At 52.6% G+C, this 20133-nt stretch carries 22 protein-coding genes and 1 riboswitch; of the genes, 8 read left to right on the top strand and 14 right to left on the bottom strand.

Translation table 11 applies throughout. The annotated features are described in order from the left end of the window. Positions 1-88: 88 nt before the first annotated feature. The gene (locus NNL21_RS08880; protein WP_204817532.1) at positions 89-814 is read left to right on the top strand and encodes an ABC transporter ATP-binding protein; all 726 of its coding nucleotides are present in this window, start codon (positions 89-91) and stop codon (positions 812-814) included. After that, positions 811-2055 (top strand): ABC transporter permease, encoded by a 1245-nt coding sequence (locus NNL21_RS08885; protein WP_204817531.1) that lies wholly within the window; start codon positions 811-813, stop codon positions 2053-2055. The genes NNL21_RS08880 and NNL21_RS08885 overlap by 4 nt, the downstream gene beginning before the upstream one ends. Before the next feature lie 121 nt (positions 2056-2176). On the opposite strand, the gene NNL21_RS08890 is transcribed toward NNL21_RS08885, so the two are convergent. The 7 genes from NNL21_RS08890 to yyaC all read right to left on the bottom strand — a co-directional run bounded on the left by NNL21_RS08890 (position 2177) and on the right by yyaC (position 9534). Next, positions 2177-2881 (bottom strand): PilZ domain-containing protein, encoded by a 705-nt coding sequence (locus tag NNL21_RS08890; RefSeq protein ID WP_204817529.1) that lies wholly within the window; start codon positions 2879-2881, stop codon positions 2177-2179. Between the two features lie 159 nt (positions 2882-3040). Continuing rightward, a riboswitch (cyclic di-GMP riboswitch) is annotated at positions 3041-3132 on the bottom strand. A gap of 46 nt (positions 3133-3178) precedes the next feature. After that, complete coding sequence (locus NNL21_RS08895) at positions 3179-4261, bottom strand: HD-GYP domain-containing protein (RefSeq protein WP_204817527.1); 1083 nt, start codon at positions 4259-4261, stop codon at positions 3179-3181. Positions 4262-4350: 89 nt separating this feature from the next. Beyond that, complete coding sequence (locus NNL21_RS08900; protein ID WP_204817939.1) at positions 4351-6003, bottom strand: histidine kinase N-terminal 7TM domain-containing diguanylate cyclase; 1653 nt, start codon at positions 6001-6003, stop codon at positions 4351-4353. Between the two features lie 147 nt (positions 6004-6150). Beyond that, positions 6151-7323, bottom strand: coding sequence for a class I SAM-dependent methyltransferase (locus NNL21_RS08905; RefSeq protein ID WP_204817525.1), 1173 nt, complete (start codon positions 7321-7323; stop codon positions 6151-6153). Positions 7324-7349: 26 nt separating this feature from the next. After that, on the bottom strand, positions 7350-7991 hold the full coding sequence (locus NNL21_RS08910) for a DUF6483 family protein (RefSeq protein ID WP_204817523.1): 642 nt from the start codon (positions 7989-7991) through the stop codon (positions 7350-7352). A gap of 34 nt (positions 7992-8025) precedes the next feature. Then, positions 8026-8868: an alpha/beta fold hydrolase gene (locus NNL21_RS08915; protein ID WP_204817521.1), complete on the bottom strand. Its 843-nt coding sequence runs from the start codon at positions 8866-8868 to the stop codon at positions 8026-8028. Positions 8869-8910: 42 nt separating this feature from the next. After that, positions 8911-9534, bottom strand: coding sequence for a spore protease YyaC (yyaC, locus tag NNL21_RS08920; protein WP_204817518.1), 624 nt, complete (start codon positions 9532-9534; stop codon positions 8911-8913). 150 nt (positions 9535-9684) lie between these two features. Between yyaC and NNL21_RS08925 the strand changes: the two genes are divergently transcribed. Next, positions 9685-9915 carry a DUF1128 domain-containing protein gene (locus NNL21_RS08925; RefSeq protein WP_204817516.1) on the top strand — a complete coding sequence of 77 codons (231 nt, stop codon included), beginning with the start codon at positions 9685-9687 and terminating at the stop codon, positions 9913-9915. A 183-nt stretch (positions 9916-10098) separates the two neighbouring features. Here NNL21_RS08925 and NNL21_RS08930 read toward each other — a convergent pair whose 3' ends face one another. From NNL21_RS08930 to NNL21_RS08945, 4 genes are all read right to left on the bottom strand, one after another. Then, the gene (locus NNL21_RS08930) at positions 10099-10566 is read right to left on the bottom strand and encodes a hypothetical protein (RefSeq protein ID WP_204817515.1); all 468 of its coding nucleotides are present in this window, start codon (positions 10564-10566) and stop codon (positions 10099-10101) included. A 244-nt stretch (positions 10567-10810) separates the two neighbouring features. After that, positions 10811-12409 carry a UDP-glucose--hexose-1-phosphate uridylyltransferase gene (locus NNL21_RS08935; RefSeq protein WP_204817513.1) on the bottom strand — a complete coding sequence of 533 codons (1599 nt, stop codon included), beginning with the start codon at positions 12407-12409 and terminating at the stop codon, positions 10811-10813. Positions 12410-12430: 21 nt separating this feature from the next. Continuing rightward, a complete protein-coding gene (galE, locus tag NNL21_RS08940) occupies positions 12431-13420 on the bottom strand; it encodes a UDP-glucose 4-epimerase GalE (RefSeq protein WP_204817511.1) in 990 nt (329 codons plus the stop codon). 108 nt (positions 13421-13528) lie between these two features. After that, a complete protein-coding gene (locus NNL21_RS08945) occupies positions 13529-14701 on the bottom strand; it encodes a galactokinase (protein ID WP_204817509.1) in 1173 nt (390 codons plus the stop codon). A gap of 190 nt (positions 14702-14891) precedes the next feature. On the opposite strand from NNL21_RS08945, the gene NNL21_RS08950 reads away from it, so the two are divergent. Then, the gene (locus tag NNL21_RS08950) at positions 14892-15743 is read left to right on the top strand and encodes an AraC family transcriptional regulator (RefSeq protein WP_204817507.1); all 852 of its coding nucleotides are present in this window, start codon (positions 14892-14894) and stop codon (positions 15741-15743) included. An 18-nt stretch (positions 15744-15761) separates the two neighbouring features. On the opposite strand, the gene NNL21_RS08955 is transcribed toward NNL21_RS08950, so the two are convergent. The 3 genes from NNL21_RS08955 to NNL21_RS08965 all read right to left on the bottom strand — a co-directional run bounded on the left by NNL21_RS08955 (position 15762) and on the right by NNL21_RS08965 (position 17567). Continuing rightward, positions 15762-16847 (bottom strand): AI-2E family transporter, encoded by a 1086-nt coding sequence (locus tag NNL21_RS08955; protein ID WP_204817505.1) that lies wholly within the window; start codon positions 16845-16847, stop codon positions 15762-15764. Between the two features lie 109 nt (positions 16848-16956). Continuing rightward, a complete protein-coding gene (locus NNL21_RS08960; protein ID WP_204817503.1) occupies positions 16957-17364 on the bottom strand; it encodes a YflT domain-containing protein in 408 nt (135 codons plus the stop codon). 41 nt (positions 17365-17405) lie between these two features. After that, entirely contained in the window at positions 17406-17567 is a 162-nt protein-coding gene (locus tag NNL21_RS08965; protein ID WP_204817501.1) for a DUF1328 domain-containing protein, read from the bottom strand. A 107-nt stretch (positions 17568-17674) separates the two neighbouring features. On the opposite strand from NNL21_RS08965, the gene NNL21_RS08970 reads away from it, so the two are divergent. From NNL21_RS08970 to NNL21_RS08985, 4 genes are all read left to right on the top strand, one after another. Next, positions 17675-17878, top strand: coding sequence for a hypothetical protein (locus NNL21_RS08970; protein ID WP_204817499.1), 204 nt, complete (start codon positions 17675-17677; stop codon positions 17876-17878). Between the two features lie 93 nt (positions 17879-17971). Beyond that, entirely contained in the window at positions 17972-18388 is a 417-nt protein-coding gene (locus NNL21_RS08975; RefSeq protein ID WP_204817497.1) for a YtxH domain-containing protein, read from the top strand. Beyond that, positions 18336-18566: a hypothetical protein gene (locus tag NNL21_RS08980; protein ID WP_204817495.1), complete on the top strand. Its 231-nt coding sequence runs from the start codon at positions 18336-18338 to the stop codon at positions 18564-18566. The genes NNL21_RS08975 and NNL21_RS08980 overlap by 53 nt, the downstream gene beginning before the upstream one ends. Before the next feature lie 103 nt (positions 18567-18669). Further along, positions 18670-19899, top strand: a complete 1230-nt coding sequence (locus NNL21_RS08985) for an NAD(P)/FAD-dependent oxidoreductase (protein WP_204817492.1) — start codon at positions 18670-18672, stop codon at positions 19897-19899. Positions 19900-20133: the final 234 nt, after the last annotated feature.

Raw genomic sequence — 20133 nt, forward strand, 5'->3', positions numbered from 1 at the left:
AGAGCAGCGGTCGCCACCCGGGCGGCGAAATACCCGCTGCAGCCCTGCCGCTCATACACAGGCAATACGATATACGGAGGTTATTGTTATGATTGAATTACGTCAAATCGAACATGCGTTTACGCTCGGCCGCAAAGGCAATGAGCGCCGGGTACCGGTCCTGCGCGGGATCGATCTGACGATCCGCCAAGGCGAAATCGTCACCCTCATCGGGCGAAGCGGATCCGGCAAGTCAACGCTGCTTCATATTGCGTCAGGCTTTATCCGCCCGACAAACGGTCGCGTCACCATCGCAGGCCAGGATGTAACCGACTACGGAGAAGGCCAGTGGGCCGACTTCCGCAGGCGTTACTTGGGCTTTGTGTTCCAGAACTTTCAGCTGATTCCGAGCATGACCGCCTTCGAGAACACAGAGCTGCCGCTCGTTCTTCAAGGCGTGCCGGCGGAGAACCGGCGCAAACAAACGACGGAGCTTCTGGAGAAGCTGGGCATCGCAGCCTATGCCGACCATTACCCGAGCGAGCTGTCCGGCGGTCAGCAGCAGCGCGTCGGCATTGCCCGTTCGCTCATTCTGAACCCGCCCGTGCTGCTCGCCGATGAGCCGACAGGCAGTTTGGACAGCGAGAACGAGGAGCAGCTGCTGCAGCTGCTGCAATCGTTGAACCGCGAGCATGGCATTACACTGCTCATTATTACACATGACGATAAAGTAGCCTCGATCGGAAACCGAACGATGCGGATCGAGGACGGGCAGCTTGTTAGCCCGGCAGGGACACCGAATGAATACCGCAAATTGGAGGTAGTGAAGCCGTGAAAACAAGCGACAAGCTTCGTTTCGTCAAGCAAAATATGGCGAAAAACAAATCGCGTATCTTCATGACCGTGCTTGCTACCGCTATGGGCTGCACGTTCCTGATGATGATCGCATCCGTTGCATTCGGTCTTCAGCGCAGTCTCGTGGACGAGATGATGCAGGGCCAAACACTAACCGAGATTCAAATTCACAGTAAAATGAATGGCGACACCCATGAGGCGATCAAGCAAGCCGACGTAGACCGATTCAAAAAACTGGACCATGTTAAAGCCGTGACTGCACAGCGCTTTACGCAGGGCGAGGTCACGCTGGATGGTTATAAAACCAGCCCTACCGGCATCGTCACCAATTTCGAGGAAGAAACGAAGGCAGGTCTGCAGCTTTCCGAAGGCCGGATGCCAACGAGCGGGGCTGAAGCCATCGTCGGTTACCATTTTGCCGAACATTTGTTGAAGGACGGTTCTTCTGAGGCTTATCCAAATTCTCTGCTTGGCAAACAAGTGAGCTTCAATGTGACCGGGTACAACCCCAAGACCGAGAAGGAAGAACCGCTGGGCACGGTCAAGCTGACCATTGTCGGTCTGATGCTGAAGCCCGATAAGGAATGGGTCCAGTCAACCGATCTCTATCTCGATGATTCGATACAGAGCCAACTCTTCCATAAAGGCTTCGAAGCCAATCCTAATGTCAAAGTGTACGCCGATAGCGCCAATCATGTGACCACGCTGTCCAAAGCATTGCGGGATGAGGGCTATCAGCTCTATTCTGTCGCCGATTCCATCAAGGAGATGGATCTTGTGTTTCTCATCATGAAGATCGGGCTTGTGTTCGTGGGCACAATCGCTGTCTTAATTGCTTCCATCGGCATCTATAACACCATGACCATGGCCGTAACCGAGCGTTCTCAAGACATCGGGATTATGAAAGCGATCGGCGCAAATCCGAAGACGATCCGCAGCATCTTTCTGATGGAAAGCTTCGGCATCGGACTGTTTGGCGCCTTGATCGGACTGGCTGTCGCTTATGGGCTGAGCGCGCTCATCAATGCCGTCGTTCCGCCTATCATTGAATCGGTGCTGGACGGAAAAGCGCCGGAAGGCTTTACATTCACCTACATTCCACTCTCGCTCTCACTCGTCAGTGTCGGTATCAGTCTTGGCGTTGCCGTCTTGTCCGGTATGCGTCCGGCTGCAAGAGCCACGCGTATCGATGTGCTGCGGGCGCTCCGCCGCGATATCTAATTTGGCGTGAGAGAATTCCATACCCTACGCAAAAGAACCTTCATTCCCACAATATCTATACTGTGGAACGGAAGGTTTTTTTGCATCCTATATGAGGCAGCATGCGCCAATGGCGGATAGCCTACTTGATTTGCTTCATCCGGTAGTACACAGCGATCTGCTCCCGCAGCAAGAACGCCCGGAGCGCTCTTCGCTCCTGTTCGCCCAGCTCTTCAAACCGAGCCCCGTAGAATGTATGGTCCCCGCCGGATTTGCTGTGAACGATTTCTAACGTACAGTGCAAATCGAAGCCCGTCTTCACAATGGCCTCCACCTTATCTGCCGGATGCAGCTGAGGGCCGCTTATGACTTCAAAGCCAAGACCTGCTAGACTGGCGTTCCGGACCGTAAACTCGATCCACTCTTCAACCTCCAAGATCTCAGAGCCTTCACTCGTCTGGATCTGCCGTCTGAGCACATTGCGGAATGATCCGTTTATCAGCATTTCCACACGCGTCGATTCCCGCTTCTCCTCCAACCCGCTGAAAGCCCGGGGCGGAAACAAAACCGCCAGTGAGCCTTCCGCCTTGCCAATGATGGTCGATTGAACGCGATGGATGCCCACAGGCGAATATACCGTAAGATGAACCGGATTGCCCAGCTCAAAGTTCTTGAATTCCGTCATCTCCACTTCCAGCATATCGCCCTCTATATGCGTTAATACTCCTGTCGACACATATCCGTCCTTCTCCACTACCGTTCGGCTGTGCAGAAGCGCTTTGAGCGGAAAGCTCGTATTCACCATTCCGTACCATCCGGTCCCACTGGACCCCGCTTGATTGGTCATGCCGTTCTCCCTTCACGCGCTCAGCATGAGACCATGAAGCAGGTCCGCGGCGGTGTGATTTCGTTTCAACCCATACAGGGCGATTATTTTGTTCATAAAAAACAAAAAAAGCATCCTGCATCCGGAGCCGTTATAACCACCCGATTACGGGCGTCTCGTTTCGGCAGCCAGGCTATCTTCGTCCCGAAGCAGGAACATTAGACCCTATAGCTTTGCGTCCTTGCCTTTCGACAAGTTTGCCTTTTCGTTCTTTCAATTGTCTTATTGGGATCGTGCATGGTACATAACGCATTATCGCTAGATTTCCTTCACGATCAATAAGCTGAGCGTGTCCTTCAAGTCGATTTCATAGGTCGATTCCGGAGGCTTGCCATCGGCCTCCCTCAGCACCCGCACAGTTGGTCGATGAACGGCAAGCGGATTATTCGCCGACACGACTGCCACCTGACCTGAGCTGAGCAGCACCGTAGTCGCTACAGGATAGATCGAAATATGTTTGCAGAACGTCTTGATCAGATCCAGATCGAAATAGGTGTTGCCGGCGGCAAATAAAAACTCGATCGCTTCCGTCGGCGTATACCGCCTTCGATGCGGCCGCGGAGATGTCAATGCGTCATAAACGTCGGCAAGCCCCACGATTTGAGCGTATTCATGAATCGCGTCCGCCTTTAGCCGCCGCGGATAACCGGAACCATCATACCGCTCGTGATGCTGGAAAGCGCAGTGGGCGGATAGCAATGAGATATCATGCTGTGCCCGTATGATGTTGAAGCCCTCTTCCGTATGCTTCTCCATGATAAGACGCTCATCCAGAGTCAATGCGGCTTTCTTATTCAGCAGGTTTTTCGGCAGCTTGGTCATCCCGACATCGAATAAGAGGGCTCCCATACCAAGCTCTTCGAGCTGCTGTCTGTTATAGCCCTTGGCAAGCCCCATGATGCCCGATAATATGGCAACATTGACCGAATGCTGGAACAGGTAAGCATCTGTGGCCTGGATATTCGTCAAGCTGACCATGACGTCTTCGCGTGTAATCAGATCTTGAAGCATCTGAGAAAAGACATTCCGGAACGTCCTGCCAAGCTCCGGCGCGATCGTCCTTCCCTTCAGACTCGGCTGATCCATCAGAGTCGTCATCGTTTTGTAGATGGCTTCCGTCGCTTTCTGGCGGGTCGTGTCTTGAATGGCTGTCGTCGGCTCGAGATCGCCTGTCAAGGGGTCATCAATGTAGAGCGCATCGATTCCGATCATGGTTAACCGTTCAATAAACCGATCGTTCAACTCCACTCCGGCGCCAAGAAGAATATTGCCGTCCTCTCGAAACACGGGTCGAGCCAACCTATCCCCAGGTTTTACCGAAAGAATATTTGCTTTTCTCATTGTTACGCCGCCTTTAATGGTTTACTGAAGGTATACGACTGCATCGGTTGCTGTCCGCAAGTCGGAATTTTGATGAATTCCGCTGCTTCCTACATGTTCACAATTCGATTGCGCCCGTCTTCCTTGGCTCTGTACAACGCGGCATCCGCTTTAGCGAACAGATCCCTCAGGAATAGCTTGGGATCGTCCAGATTCTGCCCGGGTTGTCCTTCCACGGCCATCATCCCCATACTGATGGTGATGTGGATCGTCTCCCCCTGTTTCCCTATGCGGTATTCATGGCGTTCAACTGCCGATCGAATGCGGTTTGCCAGCATCTCTGCTTGTTCGCGGTTCGTATGCGGCAAATAGACCGTAAATTCTTCCCCTCCGTAACGCGCCAGAATATCGGTTTTTCTAAGCGCATCCTTAACGACTTTGGCCGTTAACCGAATAACCTCATCTCCGACCAAGTGTCCATACGTATCGTTAACCTTCTTGAACAAATCAATATCGAACAAGAAGATCGCGAACGGAATCCCGTAACGAATGTTAGTCGCAACTTCATGCTCCAGCTGCAGCATCAGATAGCGCCGGTTGTAGCATCCGGTTAAACTGTCGGTTATCGCCATCTGCTCGAGCTTGCGATTCGCTTGAAACAGCTCATCCTGCATCAGGATCAACGCCCGATTACGGTCACGCAGCGCTTCATTCTTCGAATGGGTTTCCGCGACAAGGCTTCTTAGCTCCGTCACGTCTTGTAAGGTGATAACTCTCCCGATCATTTTCTTGTTCACCAGGATCGGCGCCGCATTCAGCGCGAAGTGAGCCTCGCCGCCAATGGTCTGCATCGTAATCTCGGTCTGTGCTCTTTCAGGAAGATGTGAGCGGTAGGCGCTCAGAAACTCTTCTTTGCCGCCGCCGTTCATCGTACTCGCCAGAAAGTGCTCCATATCGAATCGCTTGCCAAGCTCAAGCTGCAGCTGCGGTTGAAAGAAACGATTCAGCTCCAGCACATGATCTTGATCATCTAGAACGATAATACCCGCGGATATCGTATCGAACACATCCTGCTGAGCGAACTGAATGATATCGAACATGCCATGACGCTGAATGGCAAAAACAAAATAAATCCCCGACATGACAGTACCAAGTGACATCAAATAGGGTATTCGGGGCAGCCATGGCGCCAACGCCACATTCACCAAGGTTCCCAGCAGTCCGAAGCCGACAAGAATGAGAATGCCTGTGACCGCATTGGCGATCCTCGGCCTCTCTTGAGCGAGTATCTCGCTGTGGCGGCTCCTAAGCAGCAGCACCAGCGAATAGACTCCGTATGCGAGCAGCTGGACGAACATGATCCAGAAGAGAGGACCAAACCGATGTTCATCGTTGTAATTCTCGAATGTCACGAAACCCCCGCCGGGATTAAATATGATACTGACTGCTGAAAGAACGGCCGGCAGCGATAAATAGACAAGCGAGCGGCCTGTGAAGCCTTGAATACGGTCCGTCAATGTAAGCGTGAACAAGAACCATCCAAAGCCTAAGAGGGACATACCGACGAACGATATGGTGATGTAAATTTGTTGAAACTGAGGATAGTCTGTCGTGCGGACGGCAAACTGCCCGAAGGGCCACAGCATCATGAAGAAGTGGAACAACAAGTATGTTTTATGCAGCCGAACGATATGATTACTTAAGAATATGTATACGAATAAAGCGAACAGAATGAGAAAGAGGCTTAATTCCATCCATGTCATCAGTCCCACTATCATCATTCCTATCAGACTTGATATTACGAAAAAAATCCTGGGACTATCCGTGCTCTCTCATTCTATCATACCCCGCGTTTATTCGACAATGTCTATATCCCTTCCTAGAAGACACTTCGCGCTGTTCCTCCGGTTTCAGAGGGTTGGCAGCTTATCGGACAAAGCACGTTCCAAATAGGGCGTAAGTTGCAGTGAATCCCTGAAAGCGACATATTCGGCCCATTTGCGATCCGTGTCCGCCTTTGGGCCTAATGTCGCACGGATCAGTATATTTTTCGGCGTATGCTCCGGATCAATAAATTCCAGCAGCTGCACCTTGTATCCAAGCACTTCCAGCAATTGAGCGCGCACAGCATCGGTTGCGAGCGCCGCGAACCGTTCCTTCAGCAGTCCATGCGACAACAAAGGTTTCAAGGCCTCGTTGGCCACTTGCCGGAAAAACTCGTGCTGGCAGCAGGGAACCGATAAGATAACCGAAGCTCCCCATCCCACTGATTTCACAAGTGCGGCATCCGTTGCCGTATCACAGGCATGGAGAGTAACGACCATATCGACCGGCGACTGCTCCTCATACTGCGCGATATCACCGACCTGGAAGGTAAGACGGTCATAGCCGAGCTTGCGTGCGAGCTCTGAGCAGAAAGCAATAACATCCGCTTTCAAATCCAACCCTACAATGGAAATTTGCCTTTTCTGCTGAACAGCGAGCAGATGATAGAGTGCAAAAGTCAAATAGGATTTGCCGCAGCCGAAGTCCACGATTTTTATTTCCCGGTCCTCCGGCAGATGAGGCAGTATGTCGGTCACCATCTCCAGGAAGCGGTTGATCTGTCTGAATTTATCCTGCTTCTTGGCTGCGACATGCCCTTCCTTCGTCATAATGCCAAGCTCGACGAGAAAAGGAGCCGCTTCGCCTTCCTGCACGACATATTGCTTCGGTCGGTTATGGGCAAGAACCTCATTCGTTTTCTTAGCCGTGGATGGCTTGCGCAGTACCGAGGCCTTGCCTTTCTTGTTGAAGAGCAGCTGAACATCAGCCTCGTCTGTTTTAATCAGCGCCTGCCGGTAATGCTCCTCGAGCAGCGCAATCAGCCGGGACGCCGCCTCCGATTGCGGGACATTCTCATGAGTCACTTTCGTCTTGTAATGAAACTCAAGCTGGTAGTGCAAGCTGCCGCGCAGCTCGATCGGCCGTATGGCCGTCTTCGGCGGCGTATCGCCATCCTTGCGCCTGAGCTGGCTGAACGTCGCTTGCTTCAGCTGTCCCTGATCAATCCATTGCCGTAATTCATTCTGCCATTGTTCCATACGTATATGATCGCTCCTACCCTTTTCTAAGCATACAGCTGTCTTCGTCCGTCGATGATTTCATCGCGCGGCAGCCCGCCAGCCTCCAACGATTCCTCCGGCAGCAGCAGCAGGCGGCTATAAAAATCATCCGCGTCCGCCTTCGTCAGCACGTCGTCCTCCATTAACTCATACAGCACATTCTCAGCCAAATCATATCTTCTCTCCGCCTCATGCCACTCCAGCAGCAGCTGCTTGGTCTCCGCAGGCAGTTCATATCCTTTGAGGTCGGCAAGCAGCTCGAACGCCTCCTCCGTTGGCGTCTTTAATACGGAAGGGGCATCCAGCAGCGCCAATCGGATAAATAGATGAAGCGACTTCAGCCGTGACGGATAACTGCTCTCCGGACGCTGCAGCTCTTCATGCAGGTCGCCTTCTTCTTTCAATAGACGTGCTATGGCATAAACATTAGCGGTCTCGACAATCCCGTTCCTGGTCATCATCGCGATTAGATCGCGATCCGACAACGACCGGATCAGCTTGGCGTTCAGCCGGAATTCCCGATCAAGCAATTCGTCGATGACAAGAAGCGCCTCTTCCTGCTTGCGTTCCCTGCGCAGTCCCATCACTTGTCCGACGACAACGCTCATTTGTTCAATCATCCGCATAAAATAATCCCGTTGAAACATGACAAGCTCCTCTCCCTCAAACCTGTGCCTATACCTATTTCACGAATTGATGGCGAACGAACGCGACGATCCGGCTTGCAAGCTCCCCCGGCGACTCCAGCATACTCATATGACCGCAGCCGTCTAACAGCACTTGGGAGACGTCGGCACCTTCTGCCGTGAACGTCTTCTCAGCAGGAATGACACCGTCCTCCGAGCCGGCAATGAGAAGTCTTGGGAGCCCCAGCCCCTCGAGAACGCTGCTCCGGTCAGCCCGATTCTTCATTCCGCGCGCTGTCGCCGCTGCCCCTGCCGCGTTTGTGCCGTAGCCGATTTCCATAACACGCTCGATCGCCGCCTTCATCTCCTCTCGATTATGGGGAGCAAACAGCTTGGGAACAAGACCATCCACGAATGGTTCGATGCCCTCCGCTTGGATGGCCTGAACGGCTTTATCCCGGTTCTGCTTTGCTTCGGCGCCATCAGGCAGCGCGGTGGAATGCACAAGTCCCAGCGTCTTCAAGCGGCCGTCATTCTTCTCCGCATATGCAAGCGCCGCATACCCGCCAAGCGAGTGGCCGAATAAGCAGATTTTATCGATGCGAAGCTCTCCGGCAAGCAGCCCCAGATCCTCGGCAAACGTCTCCATAGCGTATGACTCCTCATCCGGCGCCGAGCTAAGTCCGTGTCCGCGAAGATCGGGTATAACGATGCGTCCGAGATTGTGCAATGCCGGAAGGATCTTCTCCCAATAAGCCGAGCTTCCGCAGTAGCCATGCAGCAGAATGACAGCCGTCCCCTTCGGCATAATTCCATCCATATCTCCTGAATCGTAATAAGCCGCTTCAAGTCCGTTGAGCAGCGTAACCTTATTATTAGCAAGTGATATCTTCTTCATTGTGATCATCCTTTCCATTCCATGATATCCACTTCTTCACCGTCAATCCTTCATCATGAATCGAAGAAGCGGCGTCAGCGGGGATGCTTCCATAGAACCGGCGGAATCGATTTGATCCAAGGAGTCTTGTCCATGTTCAGGCCATGCCATGCATAATGCATCAGCCGCCTGCCCCGCCATCGTGATTATTTCGCGGAGCGATGCACGCTGCAAGCTCCAGTATGACCTGGCGCTGTATGGCGCTACCACACCCGCTATACTATAATGTCCAATCGGGGGCAGGCGCTTACCTGTTGCCTGTGCCGGATACAGCGGGCCCTCCGCAACAAGAAAGCCGCCGACTCCCCCCGGCTTGCCCAGGCAAGCATCGATCGCGATGACAGTATGGCCAGGCAGTATACCGGCGACAGCTGCTTCATAATGATCGGCATCGCATGGTTGGCCCAGTGTTCCAATAACATTCGCCCAGCCTCGTTCCTGAAGCATCGTTCCGATCCAAGGACCGAACGAGTCGCCCGTGGAACGGTCCGTACCGATACAGACGACAACAAGTGAAGAACGGTCCGGATGGCTGGCAGCAGTCTGCAATAAAAACCTGCCCAATCCTGCCGCATCCGCTCGCTGCCAGGGTACGGCTTCGCTGCCCGCATTACGATTCGATTTCATTCGGCTTCTCACCCGTATCATAGCCCCTTTCACATTCTATAATTGTACCCGATTTCGCAGGATGGCTTCAAATGAAAGCAAAGTGGCGGCAGGCCTCTATGCGTGGTACAATACGTACAGCTTATACAGGTCAGGAAGGAGGAGCCGGCGATGAAAAACTTAAACGAACCTACGCTTGACAATGTCGAGTACATGATCGATGCCATTAAAACCAAGCTGCGCATGGCATCAGCCGCTGCTATGCAAGCTTCGCACTTCGATATCGCTCGTTACGAGGAGATTAAAGAATTGTATGACGTAGTAGCCGACAAGGAAAAGTTCAGCATCAGCGAAGTAGAAGCGCTCGTTTCTGAATTGGGTCAGCTGCGCAATAAGGATTAATTTTCACTCATAAAAATTAACATTGTATTACAGTAAATAGCATTTAGTTACATTAACCGACATGATCATCCATACAAAACGTTTTAGTTGTAATCTTGGTTTGATTTCCAAACAAAAAACCGGTCCCACGGGAGCCGGTTTTTTGTTTATCTATGACTGGAGATGCTTTATTGTTAGATAAGGCTACAGTGCCTCGTCATTCGATTGGTCCCGCAAGCCTGCGCCCTCCGGCGTATCTGCCGAGATGGACAGCTTGATCGTGACCTCCTTCTGCTCTCCCTTCAAAAAGTGAGCCAATCGTTCCAGCTTGTCCGCAAGCTCGGGACCGCTCAGCGTCACGTTCAGTTCATAACCAAATTGATCGGCAGGAGCTCTACGCTCATTTATGGCATACGAATAAGTTGGAAGCGGTACCGCACCGCCGCGCGAGGAAAGGAGCTGCTCGGGAAAGAACTTATCCGACTTGTTCACTACACGCTCATAGATACGCAGCTTCTTCAGAAGCATATAGTACTGGGCCGAATGCTTGAAGCCCCATACGTCGCGGATATCCTTCAATGTGTAATCCATCTTGTATTGTTTCAGCTTGTCTACCTGTTCATCTGTCGTTAGTTTCAAAAAATCGTCCAGCGGCATGATCGGCAAAGACACGTCTAACCCCTCCAACTATTCGAGTAAAGTAGTCAAATACTAATTCGATAGCTTCTATTATAACCCTTTATTAATTATAAAAAAATACCATATTTTTTATAATCATATCGGTATTCCAGAATTCACGGAAGCGGCAGAGACCGTCCGGTTCTCAAACCAAAAAATCCCCTCGTTAAGCCGCAGGATGCGGTTAGCGAAGGGATCTACTGGACCCAAGTTCTCATTGCTTGGAATCATAATAATCTTACCGGGCGGATGATAATTGAGCGGTTAAACCGATGGAGCGAAGGAACCGGTCGAACGCCGCTCTTCCTTCCGGCGTGCGCTTATAGACGCCGGCATCCTTAAGCACATCCAGAAATTTGCGGCCTACTTCATCCCGCAGCACATTCGCCGCCTGTTCTTCCGTCAATGCGGTTCCATGCTCTCGAATCATATCTTGAATCCAGCTGGCATGCTTGCTGAGCGGACCGGCTTGAACCTCTTTCTCGTGGAATGCAGCGGCGCCCGACAGGAATCCCGCGATGTCTTCCAGCTCGGTCTTCAGCCTTCCGGGAAGCACCGCCAGCCCCATAACCTCGATCAGCCCGATATTTTCTTTCTTAATATGATGCAGATGCGCATGGGGATGGAAGATCCCGTCCGGATGGGCGACGCTTGTACGATTATTGCGCAGAACGAGATCAAGCTCATATTCGCCGCTTGCGTTAACGCGCGCGATCGGCGTTACGGTGTTATGCGGCACGCGCATGCCATCCTTCTCCGTGAATGCTTCTATATCCGCCGAATGATCGCTGTACGCACGCCAAGCCTTCAATAGCCGGCCCGCCCCTGCAAGCATGTCCTGTTTATTCGTACCGTTCATGCGTATGACCGACATTGGCCATGCCACGATGCTGTATCGGATTCCCGGCTTCTCCGAATCCGTATATACCACTTCCGCCTTCGCGGTTTCCATGGGGAAGGTATGACGTCCTGCCTGAAAGTGATCGTGATTCAGAATGGAGCCGCCGACGATCGGCAAATCCGCGTTAGAGCCAATAAAGTAATGCGGAAACTCATCGACAAAATCAAGGAGACGAGCGAACGTGTCCACTGAAATCTTCATCGGCACATGCTTGCCATGGAATACAATACTGTGCTCGTTGTAGTATACATACGGCGAGTATTGCAGATACCACGTCTCGCCATGCAGCGTTAACGGAACGACACGCAGATTTTGGCGCGCCGGATGATCCGCGCGTCCAGCGTAGCCTACGTTATCGACACAGAGCAGGCATTTCGGGTAATAGCTTGGAGCCAGCGTCTTCAACCGGGCAATTTCCCTTGGGTCTTTCTCCGGCTTCGACAGGTTAACGGTTATCTCCAGATTGCCGTACTCCGTCGGCTGCTGCCAATATTGATTCTTCCGAATCCGGTCCATCCGGATGTAGTTCGAATCTATACTTAATGTATAGAAAGCATCGGTCGCTTTCGCCGCGCCCTCCGATTGTGCGACACGCCAGAATTGGGCGGCTGCCTCTGAAGGGCGGGGCATTAGCAGACCCATTATGCGAGCATCCAGCAGATCGCGGGACGTCGACGTATTGTCGGGAATAAGCCCGATGGAAACGCCATAATCGAGGAGGGGTTCAAGCAGCTCCACGGCGCTCTCCAGACGTTCATCTTCCAGCGTCTCCCCTTCATACGCTTCCGTGAAATGAAACAGATCAAGCAGCGCATTGCGCGCTGCATAAGTATCGAGTTCCCCCAGCAAGCCCCGCTGAAGAGCAAATCGGACAAGTCTCTCGATCAGAACGAGCGCATCGTCTGCGCCCGGTACTTGTGCTTGTTGTTCGGTCATGCTGCATGCTCCTTTTTCACGTTACTTGTCGTCGTAACCGCCGGGGTTATTCTGATGCCACGCCCAAGCGCTGCCGATGATGTCTTCCAGCTTGGCACGGCTTGGCTTCCAGCCAAGCTCCTGACGAGCGCGGTCAGAGGATGCCACCAGCACGGCCGGATCACCTGCGCGCCTTGCTTCAATAACAGCAGTAATTTCACGGCCCGTTACTTGGCGCGCAATATCGATAACCTGCTTCACCGAAAAGCCTGTTCCGTTGCCCAAATTGTATACGGCGCTGTCACCGCCCTGGCGCAGACGATCGACCGCCAGCACATGCGCATCCGCCAAGTCGCTGACATGAATATAATCGCGGATACAGGTTCCATCCTCTGTCGGATAGTCCTCGCCAAAGACGGAAATATGAGGCCGCTGCCCGAGTGCTGCTTGCAGAACAAGCGGAATCAGATGCGTTTCCGGGCTGTGATCTTCCCCAATCTGACCGCTGGCATGCGCGCCCGCTGCATTGAAGTAACGGAGCGAGACATATTTCAGCCCATGTGCGACATCAAACCATTTCATCATTTTTTCCATGGCCAGCTTCGTTTCCCCGTATGCATTCGTCGGCAGCGTACGGTCATTCTCGTCGATCGGAACATTCTCCGGTTCGCCGTACGTGGCGGCTGTCGAGGAGAAGACGATTTTGCGGACCTGATGCCGGTTCATGGCTTCAAGCAGGCTAAGCGTGCCATAGACATTATTATGATAATATTTGCCTGGGTTCTTCATGCTCTCCCCAACCAACGAGTTGGCCGCGAAGTGAATGACCGCATCAATGCTGTTCTCTTGAAATACGGTATCCAGAAAGTCTCCATCACGCAGATCGCCTACATATAGTTTGCCGCCAAGGATCGCCTTCTGATGTCCCTGCTGCAGGTTATCGACAATAATAATCTCTTCGCCGCGCTCGAGCAAAGCCGCAACGGCATGTGAACCAATGTATCCCGCGCCTCCCGTAACTAATACCGCCATCTATGATTCTCTCCTCTCGAATAAAAAACGGTTCTTACATATAACAATATGAGTTCACCGGCAGGTTGATTCGCTAAAGGCAAGAAGCTCTTGTTTCGGCTTGCTGCACTAAGCGAGCTGCTCGACACCGTTACCGATGGAGCAAACATAGAAATCCGCCTGAAGCCCCGTCGCTTCCGTATATTGACGGCCCACCTCGGCCTTGAACTGCTCGATGCTGTCCTCGTGAACAAGCGATACCGTACAACCGCCGAATCCGGCGCCTGTCATCCGGGATCCAAGCACGCCGGGAACGGTGCGGGCGGCATCAACCATAGCATCCAGCTCCGAGCCTGTTACTTCATACAAATCGCGAAGCGAATCATGCGAAGCATTCATCAGTTGACCAAACGCTTCCAGATCATTCGCTTTCAGCACCGCGATCGAGCGGATGACGCGGTCAATCTCCTCCACGACGTGGCGGGCGCGATCGCAAGCGATATCATCCTGGATCAAATGGGCGTTCTCGTTGAACTGATCGAGCGAAATTTGGCCGAGCAGCGTTACGTTAGGGAAGGCCGCCTGCAAATCCTTCACCGCTTGCTCGCACTGGCTGCGGCGCTCATTATACTTGGAGTCGACCAGGCCGCGGCGTTTGTTCGTATTGCCGATGATGAGCTTGTAGCTGCCGGAATTGAACGGCACGAGCTCGTATTCCAGCGTATCGCACATGAGCAGAATCGCATGGTCTTTGCGCCCGTTGGCAACGGCGAATTGATCCATAATGCCGCATTGAACGCCATTGAATTCATTCTCCGACTTCTGTGCCAGCTTTGCAATCGCCACCGTATCAGTTGGATGGCCGCCCAGCGTGAGCAAGGCATAAGCGGTTACCACTTCAATGGAAGCCGAGGAGGAGAGGCCCGCGCCGTTCGGAATTTCGCCATGGTACAGCAGATCATAGCCGTTCTCGAAAACGATGCCGCGCTGCTGCAGCTCGTTAACAACACCCTTGGGATAGTTCATCCAATCATCCGCCTCGTCGAATACGATCGGTGCGATCGGCAGCTGTTTGCGCAGCTCGAAATTCGTGGATGCGAGCCCGAGCTGGTCGTCCCCGCGCTCGCGGGCGAGTAAGGTCGTACCGAATGTGAGTGCCGCCGGAAAGACGTAGCCACCGTTGTAATCCGTATGTTCTCCGATCAAATTGACCCTGCCCGGCGCATGGAAAACGCGAATGCCTTCCGAGGTTCCGCCGTAAATGTTTATAAACCGCTGAGTAAGCTCCTGGATGTTAGCCATAGTCATACACCTATCCTTTTTCGGTCAGTTTGGGGTCTTGCTAGCTTCAGTATAACGGATAGCACGGATGAACTACATGGCTGGAAGTGCATTTCACATGGATAAATGTGACCTTATGTCGAAGTGTTCCACGCGCTTATGTTACAATCGCTATACGGTGAATCGTCATTATTAAAGGAGATGCTGCCCGATGGAACGCCCGTTCACTTATTCCGTTGTCTCAAACCCGACCCCCCATCAGCATGGTGATTTATATGTATTGTTTTCAGGTGAAAGCCAGACCAGGCCGCGGCACCGGATCGGCCCAAAGGTCGTTGATTTTTACTTGATGCACCATGTGCTGTCCGGGCGCGGCGTATTTACCGTCGCCGACAACCAATACGAGCTGCACGAGGGCCAGACCTTCCTTATTCGTCCCGAGCAGCTCATCAGCTACGCCGCCCATGAAACCGATCCCTGGCAATACCGCTGGATCGCCTTCGAAGGACGTCAGGCGGCCGAGCTGGCCAGACCGTTCCTGGACAGGGATCAACCGGTGGTCGATACAGGAAGCAATCCGCGGATCGGCGTATTGTATCGAAATATTGAGCGCTCGTTCCGGCTCGGAGGCGAGGCCGCACACCTGCGATCGGTCGGTTATTTGCATCTATTATTCGCTGAATTCAGCTCCGTGCTTCAGGAGCCTTCGGCAGGCACAGTGAGGCCTGGCGGCGATGAAGAGCTCTTCCAGCAGGTCATCCGGTATCTGTCCACGCAGTATGCCGAGCCCGTGTCGATTGAGCGAATGGCAGATATGCTGGGCTACAATCGGGCTTACCTCTCCCGGTTGTTCAAGCGCCGCACCGGTATGACGCCGATCACCTTCCTGCTCAAGCTGCGTGTGGATAAAGCCCGCCTGCTGCTCCGCGAGCGCCAGGAGCTGACTGTCGAACAAATCGCCGCCTCTGCCGGATTCCAGGATCCGCTCTATTTCTCCAAGCAGTTCAAGCGCTTCTACGGTCAATCGCCCAGCGCATATCGCGAGGCGATGCGGCTCTTGTAACGCTGCGGCTGTTCTTCGTCATTCGACGAGCTCCTCGACTTTCTCCGCAAAAAAGAGCTGGTACACGCGTACCACAATGATCTTGATCACCATATAGAAGGGCAGCGCTAGTATAACCCCCAGAATCCCTGATATTTCACCTGCTATGAGCAGCAAAATAATGGTCGTGAGCGGATGAATTTCAAGCCTTTTTCCATATATAAGCGGGGACAGTAGATTACCCTCGACCTGTTGGGCGATAATCGTCACGACCAGCACCCACAGAACCATGGAGGGCGAATCGGTAAAGGCGACGATAACGCAAGGGATGGCGCCGAGAATCGGGCCGATATATGGAATAATGTTCAGGATGGTGGAGATCACGGTGACCAGCAGTGCAAATGGCAAACCGATCAACATAAAGCCGATATACATCATCACGCCCAGCAGGAACGTAATGATCATCCTTCCGATAATGAAGCCGCTCAGCGCCGAGTCGATATCCGTCAGCACTTCTTCTCCATCCTTGCGGTAACGCCTCGGAACGAGATGCAGGACGGATGTCGGGATTGCCTCTCCTTGTTTGAGCATGTAGTACAAAATAAAGGGAGCCGTGGTCACCACGATGACGAAGCTCGTGACGACAGCGATGACATTGGTTACATACTCAGAAGCCGATGTGATGGCCTGGTTTAAATACTCGGACATGCGGTCCGTCAGGCCGGATTCATTCGACACGAATATGGAGAAGAGGCGATTATTCTGCAGACGCATGAGCTGATCTCTAAAATCCTCAATAAATCCAGGCGCGCCGGCGATGAAGCTGTCGATCTGCTTCAGCAGTGTCGGCCATACGATAATCGAAAAGGCAGCCAAAATCGCACCCAGCGCCAAATAGATAAATAAAATGGCGACCAACCGGTTCATTCTTCGCTCCACGAGATAGCGCATGACCGGGCGCAGCAAATAATAGAAGAAACCGGCCAGCGCGAAGGGAACGATCAATATATTGAAGATCATCCTGAGCGGCTGGAACAAGAAGCTGACCTTAGCGGTCAAATAGACGATTAACAGCAGCGCGATTATTCCTAGACAGATGCGAAAAAAACGGTTCGCAAGCAGCATGCCGGGCCGCCCCCTTTCATGACCGAGTAATGAGTATGGAACGCTCAAATGGAAAGTAGACCGTTCGCTGAGGAACGGTCTACCGGTCTATCCATGCTGCCGTATGCGCTTATACAAGGAATGGCGGATAATAATTGATGTAAGGATCGTAATCGTCATCCGATTCATAGGACTTGCCGCTCCAAGCGATTACGATAATCTTATCCTGATCGAGCATCTGCTCAAGCCGCTCCGCTTCATCGGCTCCGATGCCAACGGATCTCATCTTCGCCCGCAGCTTGTCCCCGCGTGAGCGGAAGATGTTGGCAACCGCTGTTCCAAGCCCTTCTTCCTCCAGCCCGATCTGCTCTGTAGCCGTCTGCTCTGTAAGCCGCTCGCTGCGGTCTTTATCATGTGCCAGTACAAATAATTGATCTCGGGTGTAGCCTTGGGAGACATGCCGCTCTACCTGTTCCCTCGCCTCAGCTGCGGTGTTTACCGTGTGTACATGGGTTGCAGTCGTAATGTTCGTTTTCATAGAAAACCCTCCCGTTCATAATGGTGTATCATTCTGCCTGGTTAAACTCTTCTTCGACCGAAGATTAGCGATACTACAAACAGAATCAAGAATACGAAGAACAACACCTTGGCGACCGCGGCCGCTGCTGAAGCCAGCCAGAAGAATCCGGTCACCCCTGCTATAAGTGCAATAATGAAGAATAACGCTGCCCATCCTAGCATTGAAAATCCCGCCTTTCGATTTGTTAGTCGATGCAGCATTTCCTTGCCGCTCTATGCTTCATATACACGCAAGATCATCCCGCTGAAACCGGTAGAAGTGCCCTCGTATGCAAAAAAACGCCAGCTGTTCCTTCCCTGAAGCATGGCTTGGCCATCCCTTTAATGAAGCGTTTTTTGGAGCGATTATTTTGCCCGATCCGCATTTTTCGAACAAGCGAATCCCGATGACCGGCTCCTTCCCAATCTATAGCCTGATCCCCCCTCTTTTGTCCATTTTCGTTTCAAAGCACGGCTGGACGGGGTATAGATAAGACATGAAGGCGAATGACACATACAAGCAGCAATGCTTGGCAGCCGGATCACTTAACTAACGATATCCAAACGAATAAAGGAGTTGACCAGACATGGGAAATCAGAATAATCAACAAGCAGGCGGCAGTAAGATGTTAAAGGGGCTATTGATCGGCAGTGCGGTTGGAGCGACAGCGGCTATGCTGATGACCCCGAAGACGGGCAAGGATATGAGGGAAACGATCCGCCGCAAGTCTTCGGAGCTGTCAACGACGGCTCGTGAGAAAGCAACCACATTGGCAGCCCAAGCAAAGGATACGGCCAGCTCCTTGGCCGGACATGCGAAGGAAACAGCGAGTGACGTTAGCGATCGTGTTAATGAGCTCGGACGTGCGGCGGCCAGTAAAGTGGCTACTGCAGCAGAAACGACGGCGAATGTCTTCCAAACGATGAAGCGCGAAGAAGGAGCGAATCCGAATGGAGCAACCAATGGTTCTGCAAACAGAGCGGCGGCGGGCGAACGCCCCTGACCAGCAGCCATCCTCGGGCCAAGCAGGGCGGAAATCCGAGCCGATCGAGAAAGCCCGGAACGGCTCAATGGTTCAGGATGAACAAGATGCGAAGCGGCTGGGCAACGACATGAAAGGGATGAAGACGAACAGCCAGCTTCAAGAAGATGGCTGGGTGCCGGATCCGATCCAAGAATAAATCGAGGAAGAGGGGGAAACCCCTCTTTTTTCGTGATTCACCTGAACAAATTGTTGAAATAATGGGTAAAGTATGGGGAGCTATTCATCCATGGAGGGATACGATGAAGAATTTATATAGCGGTCGACTGTATTGGCCGGAAACACTATCGCAGTACCAGACTTACCTGCCCCTCGAATCTGACTTAACGATTCAAGTCGCTATTATTGGCGGGGGCTTATCCGGTGCTCTATGCGGCTATGAGCTTGCAAAACAAGGCATTCCCTCCATTATCCTGGAGCGCGGCGAGATTGCAGGGGGCAGCACCGCTGCCAATACCGGTTTGCTGCAATTTTCCAATGACATCATGCTCAGCGAGCTTATCGATCAAATTGGTGAATCGGCAGCCGTACTTTTCTACCGAGCCTGTGAGCTGGCTATTCGCCAACTGCGGGATATGTCCGCTGAACTTGGGAAGGATGTTGAATTTGCCGCCCGGAGCAGCCTGTATTTCGCAAGCCATATGCAGGATGTACCGAAGCTCAAACGTGAATATGAAACGCTTCATTCGCATGGCTTTCAGGTGGAATATTGGGAACCAAGCGATATTAGCGCCCGCTTCCCCTTCCGTAAGCCCGGCGCAATCGTCACACATGGCGACGCCGAGGTGAATCCGTTCCGGTTCGTGCATGCCGCAGCCGAAGCTGCAGCCCGCAAAGGGGCGGCCATTCACGAGGGGACCGATATCATCGCTCACGAAACACTTGCGGATGGCCGGCACCGGCTGCGGACAAGCCACGGTGCAAGCGTTGATGCAGAGCACGTCATCTACGCGGTCGGCTACGAGCCTGAGAAGTTGAGGGGCAAGCTCATCAAGGCCGATCTGAACCGTTCCTTCGCTATAGCAACGGAGAAGCAGCCCCATCTGGATTCCTGGTACGGCCGATATTTGATATGGGAAACAGCCCGGCCATACAGCTATATGCGAACAACGACGGATGGACGAATTCTTGCAGGCGGACTCGATGAGGATACGCCAATCCCCCTAGAATCGGACAGACTGCAGCATGAACGAACGAGCCGGCTGCATGAGCAGATTAAGCAGCTGTTCCCTTCATGTCAAGCACCGCTTGCTTACGAGTGGAACGCTACCTTCGGCGAATCCCGCGATAACCTTCCCTTCATCGGCAAGGACCCTGCTTGGCCCGGCGTTTATTACTGCCTTGGATACGGTGGCAACGGAACGGTCTACAGCATGATCGCGTCACAGCTGGTAACGGATCAAATTCGCGGCATCGATCATCCTCTCGCTGATATTGTAAGACTCGACCGTCCTACGCTTCAGGAAGCGTAAGCGGTCAAGCGCGGACCGGCTGGATCCGGTTGCTCAAGATTACATAAGGCGAGTTAAACTATTGAAATTCAACCGTCTTTACAGATGCATCCTCTTGGATCAAGGATAATAATGGTTCAGATTAATAGGATTCAGGTAGCCTTACGATAATTTCCAGATTGATTTCCGAATCCCTATGATTATTTTCGGCATGAAAGCTGAGAATGGAATTTTTTCTTCTCTTGAAGGGGCTGT

Source organism: Paenibacillus mendelii (assembly GCF_024498075.1).
In the GTDB taxonomy this organism is placed as follows: domain Bacteria; phylum Bacillota; class Bacilli; order Paenibacillales; family Paenibacillaceae; genus Paenibacillus_Z; species Paenibacillus_Z mendelii.